Source organism: Pseudomonas sp. LAM2023 (genome assembly GCF_016620375.1).
GTDB lineage: Bacteria > Pseudomonadota > Gammaproteobacteria > Pseudomonadales > Pseudomonadaceae > Aquipseudomonas > Aquipseudomonas anuradhapurensis.
The window spans coordinates 256,256-270,337 of sequence record NZ_JAENHV010000009.1 but is presented as its reverse complement, the minus strand read 5'-3'; the positions used below and the strand labels follow the sequence as shown (position 1 = coordinate 270,337).

Annotated in this window: 14 protein-coding genes, 3 pseudogenes and 1 riboswitch; of the genes and pseudogenes, 10 read left to right on the top strand and 7 right to left on the bottom strand. The window is 64.1% G+C overall.

The features are described from left to right. The first annotated feature begins 166 nt into the window (after positions 1–166). A complete protein-coding gene (locus tag JKP78_RS01275) occupies positions 167–454 on the top strand; it encodes a hypothetical protein (RefSeq protein WP_170030093.1) in 288 nt (95 codons plus the stop codon). A gap of 86 nt (positions 455–540) precedes the next feature. Next, positions 541–1,155, top strand: coding sequence for a Yip1 family protein (locus JKP78_RS01270; RefSeq protein ID WP_200625881.1), 615 nt, complete (start codon positions 541–543; stop codon positions 1,153–1,155). 19 nt (positions 1,156–1,174) lie between these two features. On the opposite strand, the gene JKP78_RS01265 is transcribed toward JKP78_RS01270, so the two are convergent. The 5 genes from JKP78_RS01265 to JKP78_RS01245 all read right to left on the bottom strand — a co-directional run bounded on the left by JKP78_RS01265 (position 1,175) and on the right by JKP78_RS01245 (position 5,273). Then, positions 1,175–1,435, bottom strand: a complete 261-nt coding sequence (locus tag JKP78_RS01265) for a DUF1652 domain-containing protein (protein WP_186685841.1) — start codon at positions 1,433–1,435, stop codon at positions 1,175–1,177. Between the two features lie 185 nt (positions 1,436–1,620). Then, entirely contained in the window at positions 1,621–2,550 is a 930-nt protein-coding gene (locus JKP78_RS01260; protein ID WP_200625880.1) for a DNA-3-methyladenine glycosylase family protein, read from the bottom strand. A gap of 63 nt (positions 2,551–2,613) precedes the next feature. Beyond that, a complete protein-coding gene (locus JKP78_RS01255; RefSeq protein WP_200625879.1) occupies positions 2,614–3,501 on the bottom strand; it encodes a pirin family protein in 888 nt (295 codons plus the stop codon). A gap of 251 nt (positions 3,502–3,752) precedes the next feature. After that, a complete protein-coding gene (locus JKP78_RS01250) occupies positions 3,753–4,622 on the bottom strand; it encodes an alpha/beta fold hydrolase (protein WP_186685835.1) in 870 nt (289 codons plus the stop codon). Between the two features lie 21 nt (positions 4,623–4,643). Further along, complete coding sequence (locus JKP78_RS01245) at positions 4,644–5,273, bottom strand: LysE family translocator (protein ID WP_186685833.1); 630 nt, start codon at positions 5,271–5,273, stop codon at positions 4,644–4,646. Positions 5,274–5,397: 124 nt separating this feature from the next. On the opposite strand from JKP78_RS01245, the gene JKP78_RS01240 reads away from it, so the two are divergent. From JKP78_RS01240 to JKP78_RS01205, 8 genes and pseudogenes are all read left to right on the top strand, one after another. Continuing rightward, positions 5,398–5,877 carry a GNAT family N-acetyltransferase gene (locus JKP78_RS01240; protein WP_186685831.1) on the top strand — a complete coding sequence of 160 codons (480 nt, stop codon included), beginning with the start codon at positions 5,398–5,400 and terminating at the stop codon, positions 5,875–5,877. 118 nt (positions 5,878–5,995) lie between these two features. Further along, positions 5,996–6,217: riboswitch (cobalamin riboswitch) on the top strand. Positions 6,218–6,308: 91 nt separating this feature from the next. After that, positions 6,309–6,497 carry a CbtB domain-containing protein gene (locus JKP78_RS01235; RefSeq protein ID WP_110742999.1) on the top strand — a complete coding sequence of 63 codons (189 nt, stop codon included), beginning with the start codon at positions 6,309–6,311 and terminating at the stop codon, positions 6,495–6,497. A gap of 9 nt (positions 6,498–6,506) precedes the next feature. Then, complete coding sequence (locus JKP78_RS01230) at positions 6,507–7,193, top strand: CbtA family protein (RefSeq protein ID WP_186685829.1); 687 nt, start codon at positions 6,507–6,509, stop codon at positions 7,191–7,193. Next, positions 7,193–7,579 carry a cobalamin biosynthesis protein gene (locus JKP78_RS01225; RefSeq protein ID WP_186685826.1) on the top strand — a complete coding sequence of 129 codons (387 nt, stop codon included), beginning with the start codon at positions 7,193–7,195 and terminating at the stop codon, positions 7,577–7,579. The genes JKP78_RS01230 and JKP78_RS01225 overlap by 1 nt, the downstream gene beginning before the upstream one ends. 34 nt (positions 7,580–7,613) lie before the next feature. Then, positions 7,614–8,366 (top strand): precorrin-4 C(11)-methyltransferase, encoded by a 753-nt coding sequence (gene cobM, locus JKP78_RS01220; protein ID WP_186685823.1) that lies wholly within the window; start codon positions 7,614–7,616, stop codon positions 8,364–8,366. Positions 8,367–8,431: 65 nt separating this feature from the next. After that, on the top strand, positions 8,432–8,674 hold the full coding sequence (locus tag JKP78_RS01215) for a DUF1272 domain-containing protein (RefSeq protein WP_186685820.1): 243 nt from the start codon (positions 8,432–8,434) through the stop codon (positions 8,672–8,674). Positions 8,675–8,894: 220 nt separating this feature from the next. Continuing rightward, positions 8,895–9,508: pseudogene (locus tag JKP78_RS01210) on the top strand (response regulator). 13 nt (positions 9,509–9,521) lie between these two features. Further along, positions 9,522–12,791 (top strand): transporter substrate-binding domain-containing protein, encoded by a 3,270-nt coding sequence (locus tag JKP78_RS01205; protein WP_186685814.1) that lies wholly within the window; start codon positions 9,522–9,524, stop codon positions 12,789–12,791. On the opposite strand, the pseudogene JKP78_RS25335 reads toward JKP78_RS01205, so the two are convergent. Both JKP78_RS25335 and JKP78_RS25330 read right to left on the bottom strand, forming a co-directional pair. Continuing rightward, positions 12,766–13,197: pseudogene (locus tag JKP78_RS25335) on the bottom strand (methyl-accepting chemotaxis protein); the annotation flags it as partial. The gene JKP78_RS01205 and the pseudogene JKP78_RS25335 overlap by 26 nt on opposite strands. A 105-nt stretch (positions 13,198–13,302) precedes the next feature. Next, a pseudogene (locus JKP78_RS25330) lies at positions 13,303–13,980 on the bottom strand (PAS domain-containing protein); the annotation flags it as partial. Positions 13,981–14,082 lie beyond the last annotated feature (102 nt).

Genomic DNA, 14,082 nt, shown 5'->3' with positions numbered 1-14,082 from the left:
CGGGCCTGGGCTGCAGCATCGGCGCAAACTGGATGAACGCGCATGAAACAGGTTGAACATCTTGGCCTGGCAAGCTTCAAAAGATAGGCCATGCCATTTTCAGCCGGGAGCCCGCCATGCCCTACCTGTACTCTGCCAGCCGCCTTTGCACCGGAGCAGCGCGACCATGAAAATGCCCTGCCGCGCGCCCAATGCCTCCCTGCAGCTCGATTACGTGCGCGACACCCTGTTCGGCCCGGTCGCGCAGAGCATGGAATGCCAGTGCCAGATTGCCGCCCTCAACCTGCAAGGTCGCCCAGGCCTGCGCCTGCACATCTGCCCGCCCTTGCCCGACAAGGTGGAGCGCGCCCACAGCGTGGCGTTTGTCTGGGATGGGCGTAGCTACCACGGCGTGGTCCGCGACCAGGGCAAGTGCGGGGATGGCGGGCTGAACCTGCTGCTGGAACTGCAGTGAAGCCGATCAACGGTGGCCAACCCGGCTGAACCTGCCGGGCACGGCGCGTCTCCATACAAAAGAGCCCACGCCTGCCGGAGAATGTCATGAACAGCCCGTTGCTCAAGCTCTTCACCCACCCCGCCGACGCCTGGCTGGACATCCGCCGGGCCGAAGAAGACCGCCCGCAGCAATACCTGCCACGTCTGCTGGCCCTGGCGTTGATCCCTGCCGTCTGCCTGTTCGTCGGCACCACCACGTTCGGCTGGAGCCTGGCGGCCGAGGAGCGGGTGCGCCTGAGCCTGGCCAGTGCCGCGCAGCTGGCCGCCTTGCTCTACGCCACCACGGTGGTCGGGGTCATGCTGATGGGAGTGATGATTCGCTGGATGTCGCGAGGTTTCGATGCCCAGCCCAGCCTCAACCAGTGCATCGGCTTTGCCGCCTACTGCGCAACGCCATGGTTCTTTGCCGGGGCGGTCGGCCTGCTGCCGATCCGCTGGCTGGCAGTGGTCGCGCTTTTGGCAGCGTCGGCGTATGCCAGTGTGTTGCTGTATGGCGGGTTGCAGACCTTCCTGCGACTGAAGAAAGAACAGGCCCTGCTGTTCGCGACCTGTGTGTGGGGGCTAGGTCTGTTGCTGCTGGTGACCATCCTGGTGGCGATGATCCTGTTCTGGTTCAACGGCCTGATGCCAGAATATGTGCGTCCGGCCAGCCTGGGCTGACCGGAGCGCAAATGCCCCCTCAGGCAATCGCCTTGAGGGGTGTGGGTTGACTGTCACGCAGCGCGTGCAGTTGCCCAACCAGGTTGACCAGGTCGCGGCAACTGTTAAGGCTTTGCAGCGGAACTCCGCTCAGGGTCACGCCCTCATCGAGACTCTGGCCCTGACCCAGGCGGATGATCAGGTTGGCGCCGTCCGGGCAGCTGACTTCACAGCGGTCGGGCAGGCAGGCCTGCTCGATCATCTGCCGCATCTCCAGCATCGAAACTCCTATCAACGACATGGTATGACCCTCTCTGTGGATGGCCTGTTGTGTGTGAGTACGCTTTTGTCAGGCAGGGTGCCAATTGATATTGCGCATGCTGGGGTAAACATCCATAGCGCCCAGGCAATGATCATGCGGGAATCCTTTAGCACCTTAGTGGAAGATTGTCGGGGCGCGCCGAGTGTTCAGTTGTAATGGCAGACTTAACGACGAGCGGTCTCGTCAGTCCCCAACGATGCCCACAGGTGCTGCGCTGCATAGGCCCGCCATGGCCGCCAGGCCAGAGCCCGTTCGGCGAGCTGCGCTTGATCGCCTTCCAGCCTGCGCAACGCCTTGACCAAGGCCACGTCACCCAACGGCAAGGCATCGACCGCGCCGACCTGGCGCAGCGCCAGATAGTGCGCACTCCAAGGGCCGATACCCTTGAGCCGGTACAGGTTGCCCAGCAGCACATCGAGCGGCTGCCCGCGCCGCAGCAGTCCGGGCTCGGCGAGCAAGGCGTTGGCCAGCGTGGCCAGGGTCGCTGCGCGTGCACGCGGCATGCCCATGTCTTCGAACTGTGCAGCGGCCAATACCGGCAGCGCCGGGAAAACGTGACTCAAACCCGGCACGGCCAGGCGCAGGGCTTCACCGTAGCGTTGCACCAGGCGGCCGGCCAGGGTCATGGCCCCGGCCACGCTGACCTGCTGGCCGAGCACCGTGCGCATGGCTTGCTCACAAGCGTCCCAGCCTTGTGGCACGCGCAGGCCCGGACGCTTGTGCAGCAAGCGGGCCATCAGCGGATCGCGGGCAAGCCCGGCGTTGATCTGCGCGGGGTCGGCATCCAGGTCGAAGACCCGTCTCAACCTGGCGATCAGACCTGGCAGCGCCCGGGCCGGAACGCCTTCAACACGGATGCGCAGGCACTGCCTAGCCGAAGGCGTAGCGTGCACAACCGCATGCCGACCGGCAGCCACCAAGGTTCGGCTGTAAGTGCCGTCCAGACAGGTCTCGACACCGGCGATACAGCGGGCGGCAAGGAACGCCAGGGTCGACGGCCAATGGTAAGGGGCACGGTAGCGAAGCCACAGGGTGTGGTGGCTGGCGCCGGGCAGCGATCGGTGCACCCTGTGCAGGCAAGTGAGCTTGGGCATGGCCGCATCATGCCAGCAAATGCGTTGCGTGTACCGGCCTTGTCAACGGTACCGGTCCATCCATCAAGGTTTTGCCGGGCCCCGCGCCTCGTGCATCTGCCCGAACCGCCCGGCATGGAAATCATCGAACGACTCGGCAATCTCCGCCTGACTGTTCATCACGAACGGACCATAGCCCACGATCGGCTCATCGATCGGCTCACCGCTGAGCAGCAGCACGCTGGCGCCATCCAGTGCCTCGACGACAACATCCTCACCCGACCGATCAAGCAACACCAGGCTGGCCGGGCCAGCTTCACGCTCATGGTTGATTCGCACAGTGCCGCGCAACACCACCAGCGCCGCGTTGCGCCCGGCGGCCACCGGCAGGCGTAGATTGGCACCGGCATTCAGGCGCAAGTCCCAGACATCCATGGCCGTAAAGGTTCGCGCCGGCCCCGAGTGCCCAACATAGTCACCGGCGATCACCCGCAGGCTACCGCCCTCGCCGTCCAGCGTCACCACCGGGATGTCCTTGGCCAGCAGCGTCTGGTAACCGGCGGCTGCACGCTTGTCACGCGCCGGCAGGTTGACCCACAGCTGAACCATTTCCAGCATACCGCCGCTACGGGCGAAACCTGCGGAATGGAACTCCTCATGGAGGATACCGTTGGCAGCGGTCATCCATTGCACGTCACCGGGGCCGATCAAGCCACCAGCGCCAGTGGAGTCACGGTGTTCCAGCTCGCCCTGGTAGACAATGGTCACGGTCTCGAAGCCACGGTGAGGATGCTGACCGACGCCGCGCCGCGCGCTGGTCGGGGTGAACGAATGAGGGCCGGCATAATCCAGCAACAGGAACGGGCTGATCTGGCTGGCCAGGTTGTCGTAGGTGAACAGGCTACGCACCGGGAAGCCATCACCCACCCAATGGGCGTGGGGGCTGCGGTGGATACCCAGTATACGTTTCATGAGAAGGCTCCTCTCTTGGCTGGAATCACCTTACCAACGACGCCAATCAAGCAGTAGCCGACAGAAATGACATGCAGCGTTCTACCCAAAGGACAATCAGAAGGACACGGCATGCGCTATCGGATGCTCCGGGTACCGCGATATCAATCACTGTAGCGGGGTCTGACGAGTCATGTTCGTCGGCTCGGGCAACCCAAGGTTGCGCACGCGGTCCTGCCCAGTGCTGTCTGGGAACACTATCCCGACCGCTGCTACAGCAGGAAGGCCCGCACGGCATCGGCACAAGCCTCGGGATATTCCTGCATGAAGCAGTGCCCACCAGCAACCTGCTTGCCGCTCACCTGAGGATTGAGCGCGGTCAGGCGCTTGACCGAATGTGGCACGAAGGGATAGGTGTGCTCGCCATACAAGACCTGCGTGGGTGTGCGGATCGCCGCCAGGCTGGCCCAAAGGCGACGCGGGAATGAGCTGAATATTTCCACTTCGCGGCTGGGCCGGCACTTGAGTACCACCGCTTCACCGCAATCACCGATGGCATGCTCGACATAGGCTTGCAACGCTGCATCGGTCCACCCCTTGAAAATACCGCGGCCGTGCAGCGAAGCCAGCGCCGTCTCTCGATCAGGCCAGTGGCTGCGGCGGCTGGCGGCCTTGCGTGCGAGCGCGTGGCGCCGGTGCAGGCCAAGCAATGCGGCCGCGCCCATTACTCCGAGCATGCGCTGGCTGAACAACACCGGATCAAGCAGCACGGCACGGCTGAACAGTTGCGGCTCACTGGCCAGGATCAAGCCCGTGAGCACGCCCCCGAAGCTGTGCCCCACGGCAAATCGCGGTACGTCACCATACTCGCCCCGCCCGGCTGCGAAAGCCTCCACCGCCATCTCAGCGGTACGGTTCCAGCCACGAAACGTTCCACCATGGTCGCTGTCGCCATGGCCCTGGACATCGCTGAGCCACAGGTCGAAATGCTCGCCCAGCCGCAGCAGCAACGGCTGATAAGCCAGGCAGCAAAAGCCGTTGCCATGCAAGAAATGCAGCAACGGCCGGCCACTGGCCGGGGTGCGCCAGCCACGCAGGGTGAAGCCTTCGGTGCATTCATGGGACCAGGGGATCAACTGCATCGGCTTACTGTACTCGCGGGGTCAGGAAAATGCCGATTCTACAAACAGCAGCGGGTACAGTGAAATCACCAGCAGCAAGGCCATCAGGACATTGAACAGCATCAGCCAGCGCGGGTTCTGCAACAGCTTGCGCAGGGCGCTGCCGAACATCACCCACACCCCTACGCTGGGCAGGTTGACCAGGGCGAACAAGGCGGCAATGACAATCACGTTGGCCACATAGCCCTGTGCCGGCGTGTAGGTGGTAATGGCCCCCACCGCCATCACCCAGGCCTTGGGGTTGACCCATTGAAATGCCGCAGCCCCCCAGAACCCCAGCGGTTTACCGGCGCTGGTCGAGGCCGTGCCGACCGGCCCGGAGGTGGCGATCTTCCACGCCAGGTACAGCAGGTAGGCAGCGCCGCTGTAGCGCAATACCGTGTACAGCATCGGCCAGGCCTTGAACACCTCACCCAGGCCCAGGCCGACGGCCAACACCATGAGCATGAACCCGACACTGATGCCCATGGCGTGCGGAATCGAGCGGCGCACGCCAAAATTCACCCCCGACGCCAGCAGCATGGTGTTGTTGGGCCCTGGCGTGATCGAGGATACGAAGGCGAACAGCACAAAGGCGGTCAGCAGGTCGGCAGAGGCAAGCATGGCGGGCATTCCATTTTCTTCATCGGTGCTGCCACACTAGCGGAGTTGTGTTCTTCGCGACTGGTACAGTTCCAATAAATTATTCAGATACACATTACTGTACCGCCACCACGAGCCCAAGGAAGCCTTTACCATGACCGTCACCATTCGCCCTGCCGTACGCACCGATGCCGAGCAGATCCTGGCCTTCATCACCGAACTGGCCGAGTACGAACGTGCCCGCCACGAGGTCATCGCCAGCGTCGCCGATATCGAGCACAGCCTGTTCGGCGAAGGCAGCACGGTGCACAGCCTGATCTGCGAGCGCGATGGCCGGGCAATCGGCTTTGCCGTGTATTTCTACAGCTATTCGACCTGGCTGGGGCGCAACGGTATCTATCTCGAGGACCTGTACGTGACCCCTGAACAACGCGGCGACGGTGCCGGTCGGCAACTGTTGCGGCACATTGCCCGCGAAGCGGTAGCCAACCACTGCGGACGGCTTGAATGGAGCGTACTGGACTGGAACGAGCCGGCGATCGGGTTCTACCGATCGCTGGGGGCCGAGGCACAGGATGAGTGGGTGCGCTATCGCCTGGATGGCGACAAGCTGGCGGCATTTGCGCGTGGCTGATCAGCCATCCGAACATTCCCGGGGCTGCCTTGCAGCCCTTCGCGACACCAGCACAACGCTGGTCAATACACGGTCCCAGAGGCATTTGGCAATTGACGCCAGGCCCGCCCCATGGTCTTCTTACACCTCGCGTTCAGGTGCCCCTTAGGGGTGAAACGGGAAACCGGTGCGTCACAGGCCCTCCAGCAGGGCCGGACAAAGCCGGTGCTGCCCCCGCAACGGTAAGCGAGCGAAGCGTCAATACCACTGTGCCCTGTAGTCGGGCATGGGAAGGCGATGCTTTCCAGGAGCCTGGCTCCTCCTCGCAAGCCCGGAGACCGGCCTGGCGTTCATGAACACCCCGCGGTGGGCGGGCGCTGTTGCATCCCCCTGGGCAGATACGCCCAGGGCTGCCGCGCTTGCCCGTTGCCCAAACAGCAGAGGAACGCGTCATGCCCGTCACCAGCGCCAAGCCACACAGCCTTGCCACCCCCGTCACGCTCAGCCAGCGTGTCGTCATCGCCGTCGGCGCTAGCCTGCTGGGCCTGTGCCTGGTGTACTTCGCCGGTTTCTCACACATCGAGGCCGTGCACAACGCCGCTCACGACACCCGCCACAGCGCCGCCTTCCCCTGCCACTGAGAACGCCTGATGATCATGCGCATTGCCCGAACCGCGGGCTTCAGCGGGCTGCTAGCGGCCTTGTTGCTGACCCTGCTGCAAAGCTTCTGGGTCGCCCCGCTGATTCTCGAGGCGGAAACCTACGAGTCGTCGGTACCAGTGGCTCACCACGAGCATGGCAGCGAGGTGCCGGCCCATGAGCACAGCGCCGAAGCCTGGTCACCGGAAGACGGCTGGCAACGCGTGCTGTCGACCACCGGCGGCAACCTGGTGGTTGCAGTCGGCTTTGCCCTGATCCTGGCCGCCCTTTACAGCCTGCGCGAACCGCGGCGTATCGGCACCGGTGCACTTTGGGGCCTGGCCGGTTTCGCCGTGTTCTGCCTGGCCCCGACCCTGGGCCTGCCGCCGGAGCTGCCAGGCACCGCTGCCGCCGACCTGGGCCAACGCCAGGCCTGGTGGATCGGCACGGCCAGCGCTACCGCCCTGGGCCTGGCCTTGCTGGTGTTCGCCCGCCACTGGCTGCTGAAAGTGCTGGGCGTTGCCCTGCTGGTGGTCCCGCATGTGATTGGCGCGCCACAGCCCGAGGTGCATGAAAGCCTGGCTCCCGAAGCGCTGGAAACCCAGTTCAAGCTCGCCTCGTGGCTGACCAACGCCGCCTTCTGGCTGGCCTTGGGCCTGCTCAGCGCCTGGCTGTTCCGCCGCGCCAAGCAGGCCTGATGGCGGCCTTCTATGCCGGCTTCGGCTGCCGCCGGGGTTGCCCGGCGGAGGCCTTGGAAGCGTTGCTCCGCCAGGCCCTGAGCACTCAGCGCTTGGCACTGGCCGACCTGCATGGCATCGCCAGCATCAGCCTGAAGGCCGACGAACCCGGCCTGCAACAGCTGGCCGAACACCTCGCCGTGCCCTTGGTGCTGTACCCTACCGCGCAACTACACGCCTACCAGGCGCAGCTCAGCCACCACTCTGCTGCGGCCCATGCCCACAGCGGCTGCTGGGGCGTGGCAGAAAGCGCAGCCCTGGCGTTGGCCAGCCAGCGAAGTGGCACCGCCAGGTTGCTGCTGACGCGTCAGGTACTGGGCCCGGCGACCCTCGCCCTGGCCTGTTGAAGATTTCACCGGCACTTTTCTGCAAGGACTTTCCATGACGGTCTATTTCATCGGCGCCGGCCCCGGCGACCCGGAACTGATCACAGTCAAGGGGCAACGGCTGATCCGCCAATGCCCGGTGATCATCTATGCCGGCTCGCTGGTCCCTGCGGCGGTGCTCGAGGGGCATCAGGCCGAGACCGTGATCAACAGCGCCGAACTGCACCTGGAGCAAATCATCGCCGCCATGCGCAGCGCGCACGAGCAAGGCCAGGACGTGGCCCGGGTGCACAGCGGCGACCCCAGCCTGTATGGCGCGATCGGCGAGCAGATTCGCCAGCTGCAGGCGCTGGGCATCGACTACCAGATCGTTCCCGGGGTCACTGCCACAGCGGCCAGCGCCGCCCTGCTCGGCTGCGAACTGACCCTGCCACAAGTCGCCCAGACGGTCATCCTGACCCGCTATGGCGACAGCTCGCCAATGCCACCCGGCGAGCAACTGGCCGACCTGGCGCGGCATGGCAGCACGCTGGCGATTCACCTGGGGGTCCGGCACCTGCCGCGCATTGTCGATGAACTGCTGCCGCACTACGGCGCACAGTGCCCGGTGGCGGTGGTGCATCGCGCCACCTGGCCAGACCAGGATTGGGTGCGTGGCACCCTGGGCGATATCATTGAGCGTGTAGCAGCGAAGGACTTTCAGCGTACCTCGCTGATCCTGGTCGGGCATGTCCTGGGCGACACACCGTTCGCCGAGTCGGCCCTGTACCGTGCCGGACACGCCCATCTGTATCGCCCGGGGAACTGAGCATTGCCAGGTCCGCCGCAGGCATAGCAGACTCCATGTTCCGACCTGCGACAGGAGTCATGCCAATGCTGGATCTACGCCCCAACTGCGAGTGCTGCGATACCAACCTGCCGGGTGACAGCCCCGATGCGTTGATCTGCTCGTTCGAATGCACGTTCTGCCGCACCTGTGCCGAAACCCGTTTCCACGGGCATTGCCCGAACTGCACCGGCCAGCTGGTGGTCCGCCCGACGCGGGTCGGCCAGGCACTGGCCAACAACCCTGCCTCGACCCTGCGGGTGAACAAGGCGCATGGCGCCTGCGCTTGACCAGCCTCAACAAGTGGACATCACCGCTTTGGTAGGGTGATGTTTCCCATATTTGTAGGAATTTTCAACAACAAGTACTGGGACTTTCAACACATCTATACTCGGCATTACCAAACTTCGGGAATGGTCGTATCGTGCAGCGCTTCCGATAAACCCCCTTGTTCAGACGTATTCCTGAGTGTTCCAGGAAGCGGACCACATCCCGACAGGAGTTTCCTTCATGACAACCGTGCTGATCGTTGACGACCATCCCATCGTCCGGCTGTCCTTGCGCCTACTGCTCGAGCGCGAGCGCTTCGATGTCGTCGGTGAGGTCGGCAATGGCAGTGAAGTGGCGCAGGTCGCGCGCGAACTGCGCCCGGATGTGGTCATTCTCGATATCGGCCTGCCCGGCCTGGATGGCATGGAAGTGATCAAACGCCTGCAATGCCTGGAGCCCGTGCCCAAGATCATGGTCCTGACCGGGCAGGCGACCGACCTGTACGTGCGGCGCTGCCTGGACGCAGGGATCGGTGCCTTCGTCACCAAGGAAGAAGACCACGATGCATTGCTGTTTGCCCTCAAGGCCTTGGTCAAGGGCTACTCGACCTTCCCACGATGTCGGTCAACAGCAACTCCCTGGAAAGCGAGTCGGTGCGCCTGGCCAGCCTCTCCAACCGTGAAATGGAAGTGCTGCGGCGCCTGGCGCGCGGCGAGAACAACAAGAACATCGGCACTTGCATGAACCTCAGTGCCAAGACCATCAGCACCTACCGGGGCCGCATCATGGAAAAGCTCAAGACCGAATCCCTGGTGGAAATGGTCGACCTGGCCAAACGCAACAGCGTCCAGTGAGCGTGCCCTTGCCATGAAGCGCCTGCTGGCAAGCGCCCTTCTGGTCAGCGCCCTGGCCAGTTCCAGTGCGCTGCTGGCCGACAGCGAGCCCCGCCAGTTGCTGGCCCGCTCGGTCAGCGCCGCCGCACCACTGGCGCTCTCCAGCGACGACCGGCAATGGTTGCAGCAACGCCAGCGCCTGCTGCTGGGCAGTTCGCGGCCCGACTATCCACCGCTGGAAATCAATGTCAGCCAACGTGACTATGAAGGCCTCAGCGCCGATTATGCAGGCATCATTGGCGAACAGCTGGGTGTCGATATCGAAGTGCGCCGTTTCGACAGCCGCCACGAAGCCATCGCTGCACTGCGCGATGGCCGTATCGACCTGTTGGGCAGTTCCAACGCATTCGAGGCAGCCGATGCCCAGCTCAGCCTGAGCGCCCCCTACGCTGATGACCTGCCGGTAATCGTCACCCGCGAGGGGCAGCGCTTGAAGAGCGGCTCCGATCTCGCTGGCCTGCGCCTGGCCATGGTCGACCACTACCTGCCCGCCAGCAGTGTCCGGGCCCTGTACCCCAAGGCGCAATTGAGCCTGTATCGCTCCACCCTCGCGGGCCTGGCTGCCGTGGAACTGGGTGAGGCCGATGCCTACCTCGGCGATGCCATCAGTACCGATTTCACGATTGGCAAGAGCTACCAGGGCCTGTTGAAGATCGACCACTTCTGTCAGGTCGCGCCCGGGGCGTTTGCCTTCGCCCTGGCCAACGACAACCCACGCCTGCATCGGCTGGTCGACGAGGCGCTGGCGCGCATCAGCGAAAGCGAGCGCCTGAACATCCTGCGCCGTTGGAGCAGCGGCAATACCAGCCTGCTGCTGCAACGCCACCTCGCCGCCCTCACCGACGAAGAGGAGGCCTGGATCGCCGCCAACCCCAATGTCAGTGTACTGGTCAATACCTCGCTGGCACCACTGACCTTCAACGATACCCAAAATCACCCCAGCGGCATCACCCTCGATTTGCTCAAGCAGATATCGCTGCGCACGGGGCTGCGCTTCAAGCCGGTCGAAAGCCCTTCGGCGCACGCAATGATCGAACGCCTGATGCACGGCGATGCACAGATGATCGGTGCCCTGGGTTACGGTGCGGACCGTTCGAAACAACTGCGCTATACCCGCCCCTACCTGGTCAGCCCGCGGGTATTGGTCACCCGCAACAAACCCGCTTCACCCACCCAGGCCAACACGCTGCAGGGCCAGCGCATTGCCTTGGTCCGCGGCTCGCCGCAACGGGCCATGTTGCAGCGGCGCTACCCCCAGGCCACGCTGGTCGAAGTGGATAACCCGCTCGGCCTGATGGAAGCCGTGGCCAACGGTGACGCCGACGTCGCCCTGAGCAGCCATATCAATGCCGCCTACTACATCAGCCATGTGTTCAAGGACCGCTTGCGCATCGCCAGTGTGCTCGACGACGACCCAGCCGTCGCGGCCTTTGCCGTGGCCGCAGACCAGCCGCAGCTGCAGGCGATCCTCGACAAGGCCCTGCTAAGCATCCCCCCGGACGAGCTGGACCAGCTGATCAACCGCTGGCGCACCAGTACTCTGGTCAGCGACAGCCCCTGGCGCGACTACCGCACCCTGGCCCTGCAGGTACTGGTGCTGTCGGCCTTGCTGCTGGCCGGGGTGGTGTTCTGGAACAGCTACCTGCGCAAACTGATCAACCAGCGCACCGAGGCCCAGCATGCCCTGCAAGCGCAGTTGGCACTCAGCCGAGGCCTGCTGGAGCAACTGCGTCAGGCCAAGGACGACGCCGAACAGGCAAGCCAGACCAAAAGTACCTTCCTGGCCACCATGAGCCATGAAATCCGTACCCCGATGAATGCGGTGATCGGCTTGCTCGAGTTGGCCCTGGAGGACAGCCGCAGCGGCCACTGCGACACCCAGACACTGCAGACCGCGCACGATTCGGCCATCGGCTTGCTTGAGCTGATTGGCGATATTCTCGACATCTCACGTATCGAATCCGGGCACATCACGCTGCAGCCTGTGCCCACCAACCTGGTCGAGCTGATACGGGCCTGTGTACGGGTGTTCGAAGGCAATGCGCGGGCCAAAGGTCTGCATCTGCACAGCGAACTGCCTGCTGCGCCGCTCTGGGTCCTGGCTGATCCGCTGCGCCTCAAGCAGGTGTTGTCCAACCTGATCAGCAACGCCATCAAGTTCACCGACCGCGGCGAGGTCCAGGCCAGCCTGCTGCTCTTGGCCTGCGACAGCGACCAACTGACGGTGGAACTGACGGTGCGCGACACCGGCATCGGCATCAGCCCTGCCGACCAAGCCCGGCTGTTCAATGCCTTCGTCCAGGCCGACGGCCCCCGGGCCCGTCAGGGCGCGGGCCTGGGCCTGGTCATCAGCCGCACCTTGGTCGAGTTGATGGGCGGTAGCTTGAGCTTGCAGAGCGTCGAAGGTGTGGGCACCAAGGTGCAGGTCAAGCTGCAACTGCCCGCCGGTGCAGCACCGATCCAGGCCGAACAGCAAGCTCCGCCACTGGAAAGCAGCAGCGGCCCGCTGAACATACTGGTGGTCGACGACTACCCCGCCAACCTGCTGTTGCTGGAGCGCCAGTTGCACAGCCTGGGGCACAGCGTGACATTGGCCGAAAACGGCGAAATCGCGTTGGCACGTTGGCAAGCCGCGCACTTCGACCTGGTGATTACCGATTGCAGCATGCCGGTCATGGACGGCCACCAGTTGACCCGCCGTATCCGCAGCCTCGAGGGCGAGCGCGGCCTGGCACCTTGCCGGATTCTCGGCGTGACCGCCAACGCCCAGGCAGAGGAGCGCGCCCGCTGCCTGGCCAGCGGCATGGACGAATGCCTGTTCAAACCGATCGGCCTGCGTACGCTCAAGACCCATTTACCCCAGGCCCAGCCCGGGCAACAGCCGCCGGCAAGCCCCGTCAGCGGGTTCGACCTGGGCGAGCTGCGCCACCTGACCCAGGACGATGAACAACTGACGCGGCATTTGCTGGAACAGCTGTCGCAAAGTGTCAGCGAAGACCTGGCCGCGTTGCGCGCACTGGCCGCAGACGCCCCCGCCGAGGCTGTGCGCGCCCTGGCCCACCGGATCAAGGGCGGCGCGAAGATGCTCAGGATGCGCACACTGGTCAAAGCCTGCGAAGCCATCGAACAGGCCCACGACCAGGGCCTGCCAACGGCGGAACTACGCCTGCACCTGGAACACAGCTTGCAGGCCCTGCAAGGCGAACTGGGCGATGCGCTCAGTGCAATTGCAGCGTCGAACTGATCTGGCTGATGGCATCCACCACGTGCCGGGAGCCCTGCTGAATTTCCATGATCACCGTGCCGGCCTCGTTGGCCAGGGCCACGCCATGCCCGGTGCGGGTCAGGCTGGACTGCATACTGGCCACGGCCAACAATGACAGGTCATGGTTCTGCCGCACCACATCGACAATGTCCAGGGTGGCCTTGCTGGTCCGCGCCGCCAGGCTGCGCACTTCATCGGCTACCACGGCGAAACCGCGCCCGTGCTCGCCGGCGCGGGCCGCCTCGATCGCCGCATTCAACGCCAGCAGGTTGGTCTGGTCGGCAATCCCGCGGATGGTCAGCACGATCTGGCCGATCACATCCGACTGTTTGCTCACCGCGTCGATGCTGCGAGCGGCGTCGTTGAGCTCCTGGGAAATCTGTTCAATCACCTGCACGGCTTGCTGCACCACCTGGGTGCCCTTGCGTGCGCAGGCATCGGTCTGCACCGAGCTGGCATGGGCGGCATCGGCAGCGCTTTGCTGGGTACTGACCTGGCGGGTGATGTCGCGGGCGAACTTGACGACCTTGTACAAGCGGCCCTTGCTGTCGAAGATCGGGTTGTAGGAAGCCTCCAGATAGACCGTCCGGCCGTGCTTGTCGACGCGCTCGAAGCGGTGCGAATGGTATTCGCCGCGGTTGAGCGACGCCCAGAACTCGCGGTAGCCGGCCGACTCGCGCTCCTGCGCCAGGCAGAACAGCCCGTGATGGCGGCCGACCACCTCTTCCAGGCGATAGCCCATGGTGTCGAGAAAGTTCTGGTTGGCCGTGATCACCCGGCCTTGCGGGGTGAACTCGATCACCGCCATCGACCGGCTGATAGCCTTGAGCAAGCTTTCGCTTTCGTGTTCCTCGACCACCCGCTGGCTGATATCGGCCGCGACCTTGATCACGCTGCTGACCTGCTGCTGCTCGTCCAGTACTGGCATGTAGCTGGCCTCCAGCCAGACCTCGCGGCCCGCCTTGTCGATGCGCTCGAAGGTACCGCTGATGGCTTTGCCCTGCCCCAGTTCACGCCACAATTGCTGGTATTCAGCGCTTTTTGCGTAGTCAGGATCGCAGAACAGCCGGTGGTGCTTGCCACGCAATTCGTCGGCGCTGTAGCCCATGGCCTGAGAGAAACGCTCGTTGGCGTCGAGGATGGTGCCGTCGGGAGCGAATTCGATCATGGCCATGGCGCGGCTGATTGCCGCCAGCTTGGCCTGCAAACCGGCCAACGCCTTATGGCTGCGCTGGATCTCGACCAGATCGGATTGGCGATGAAAATCGAA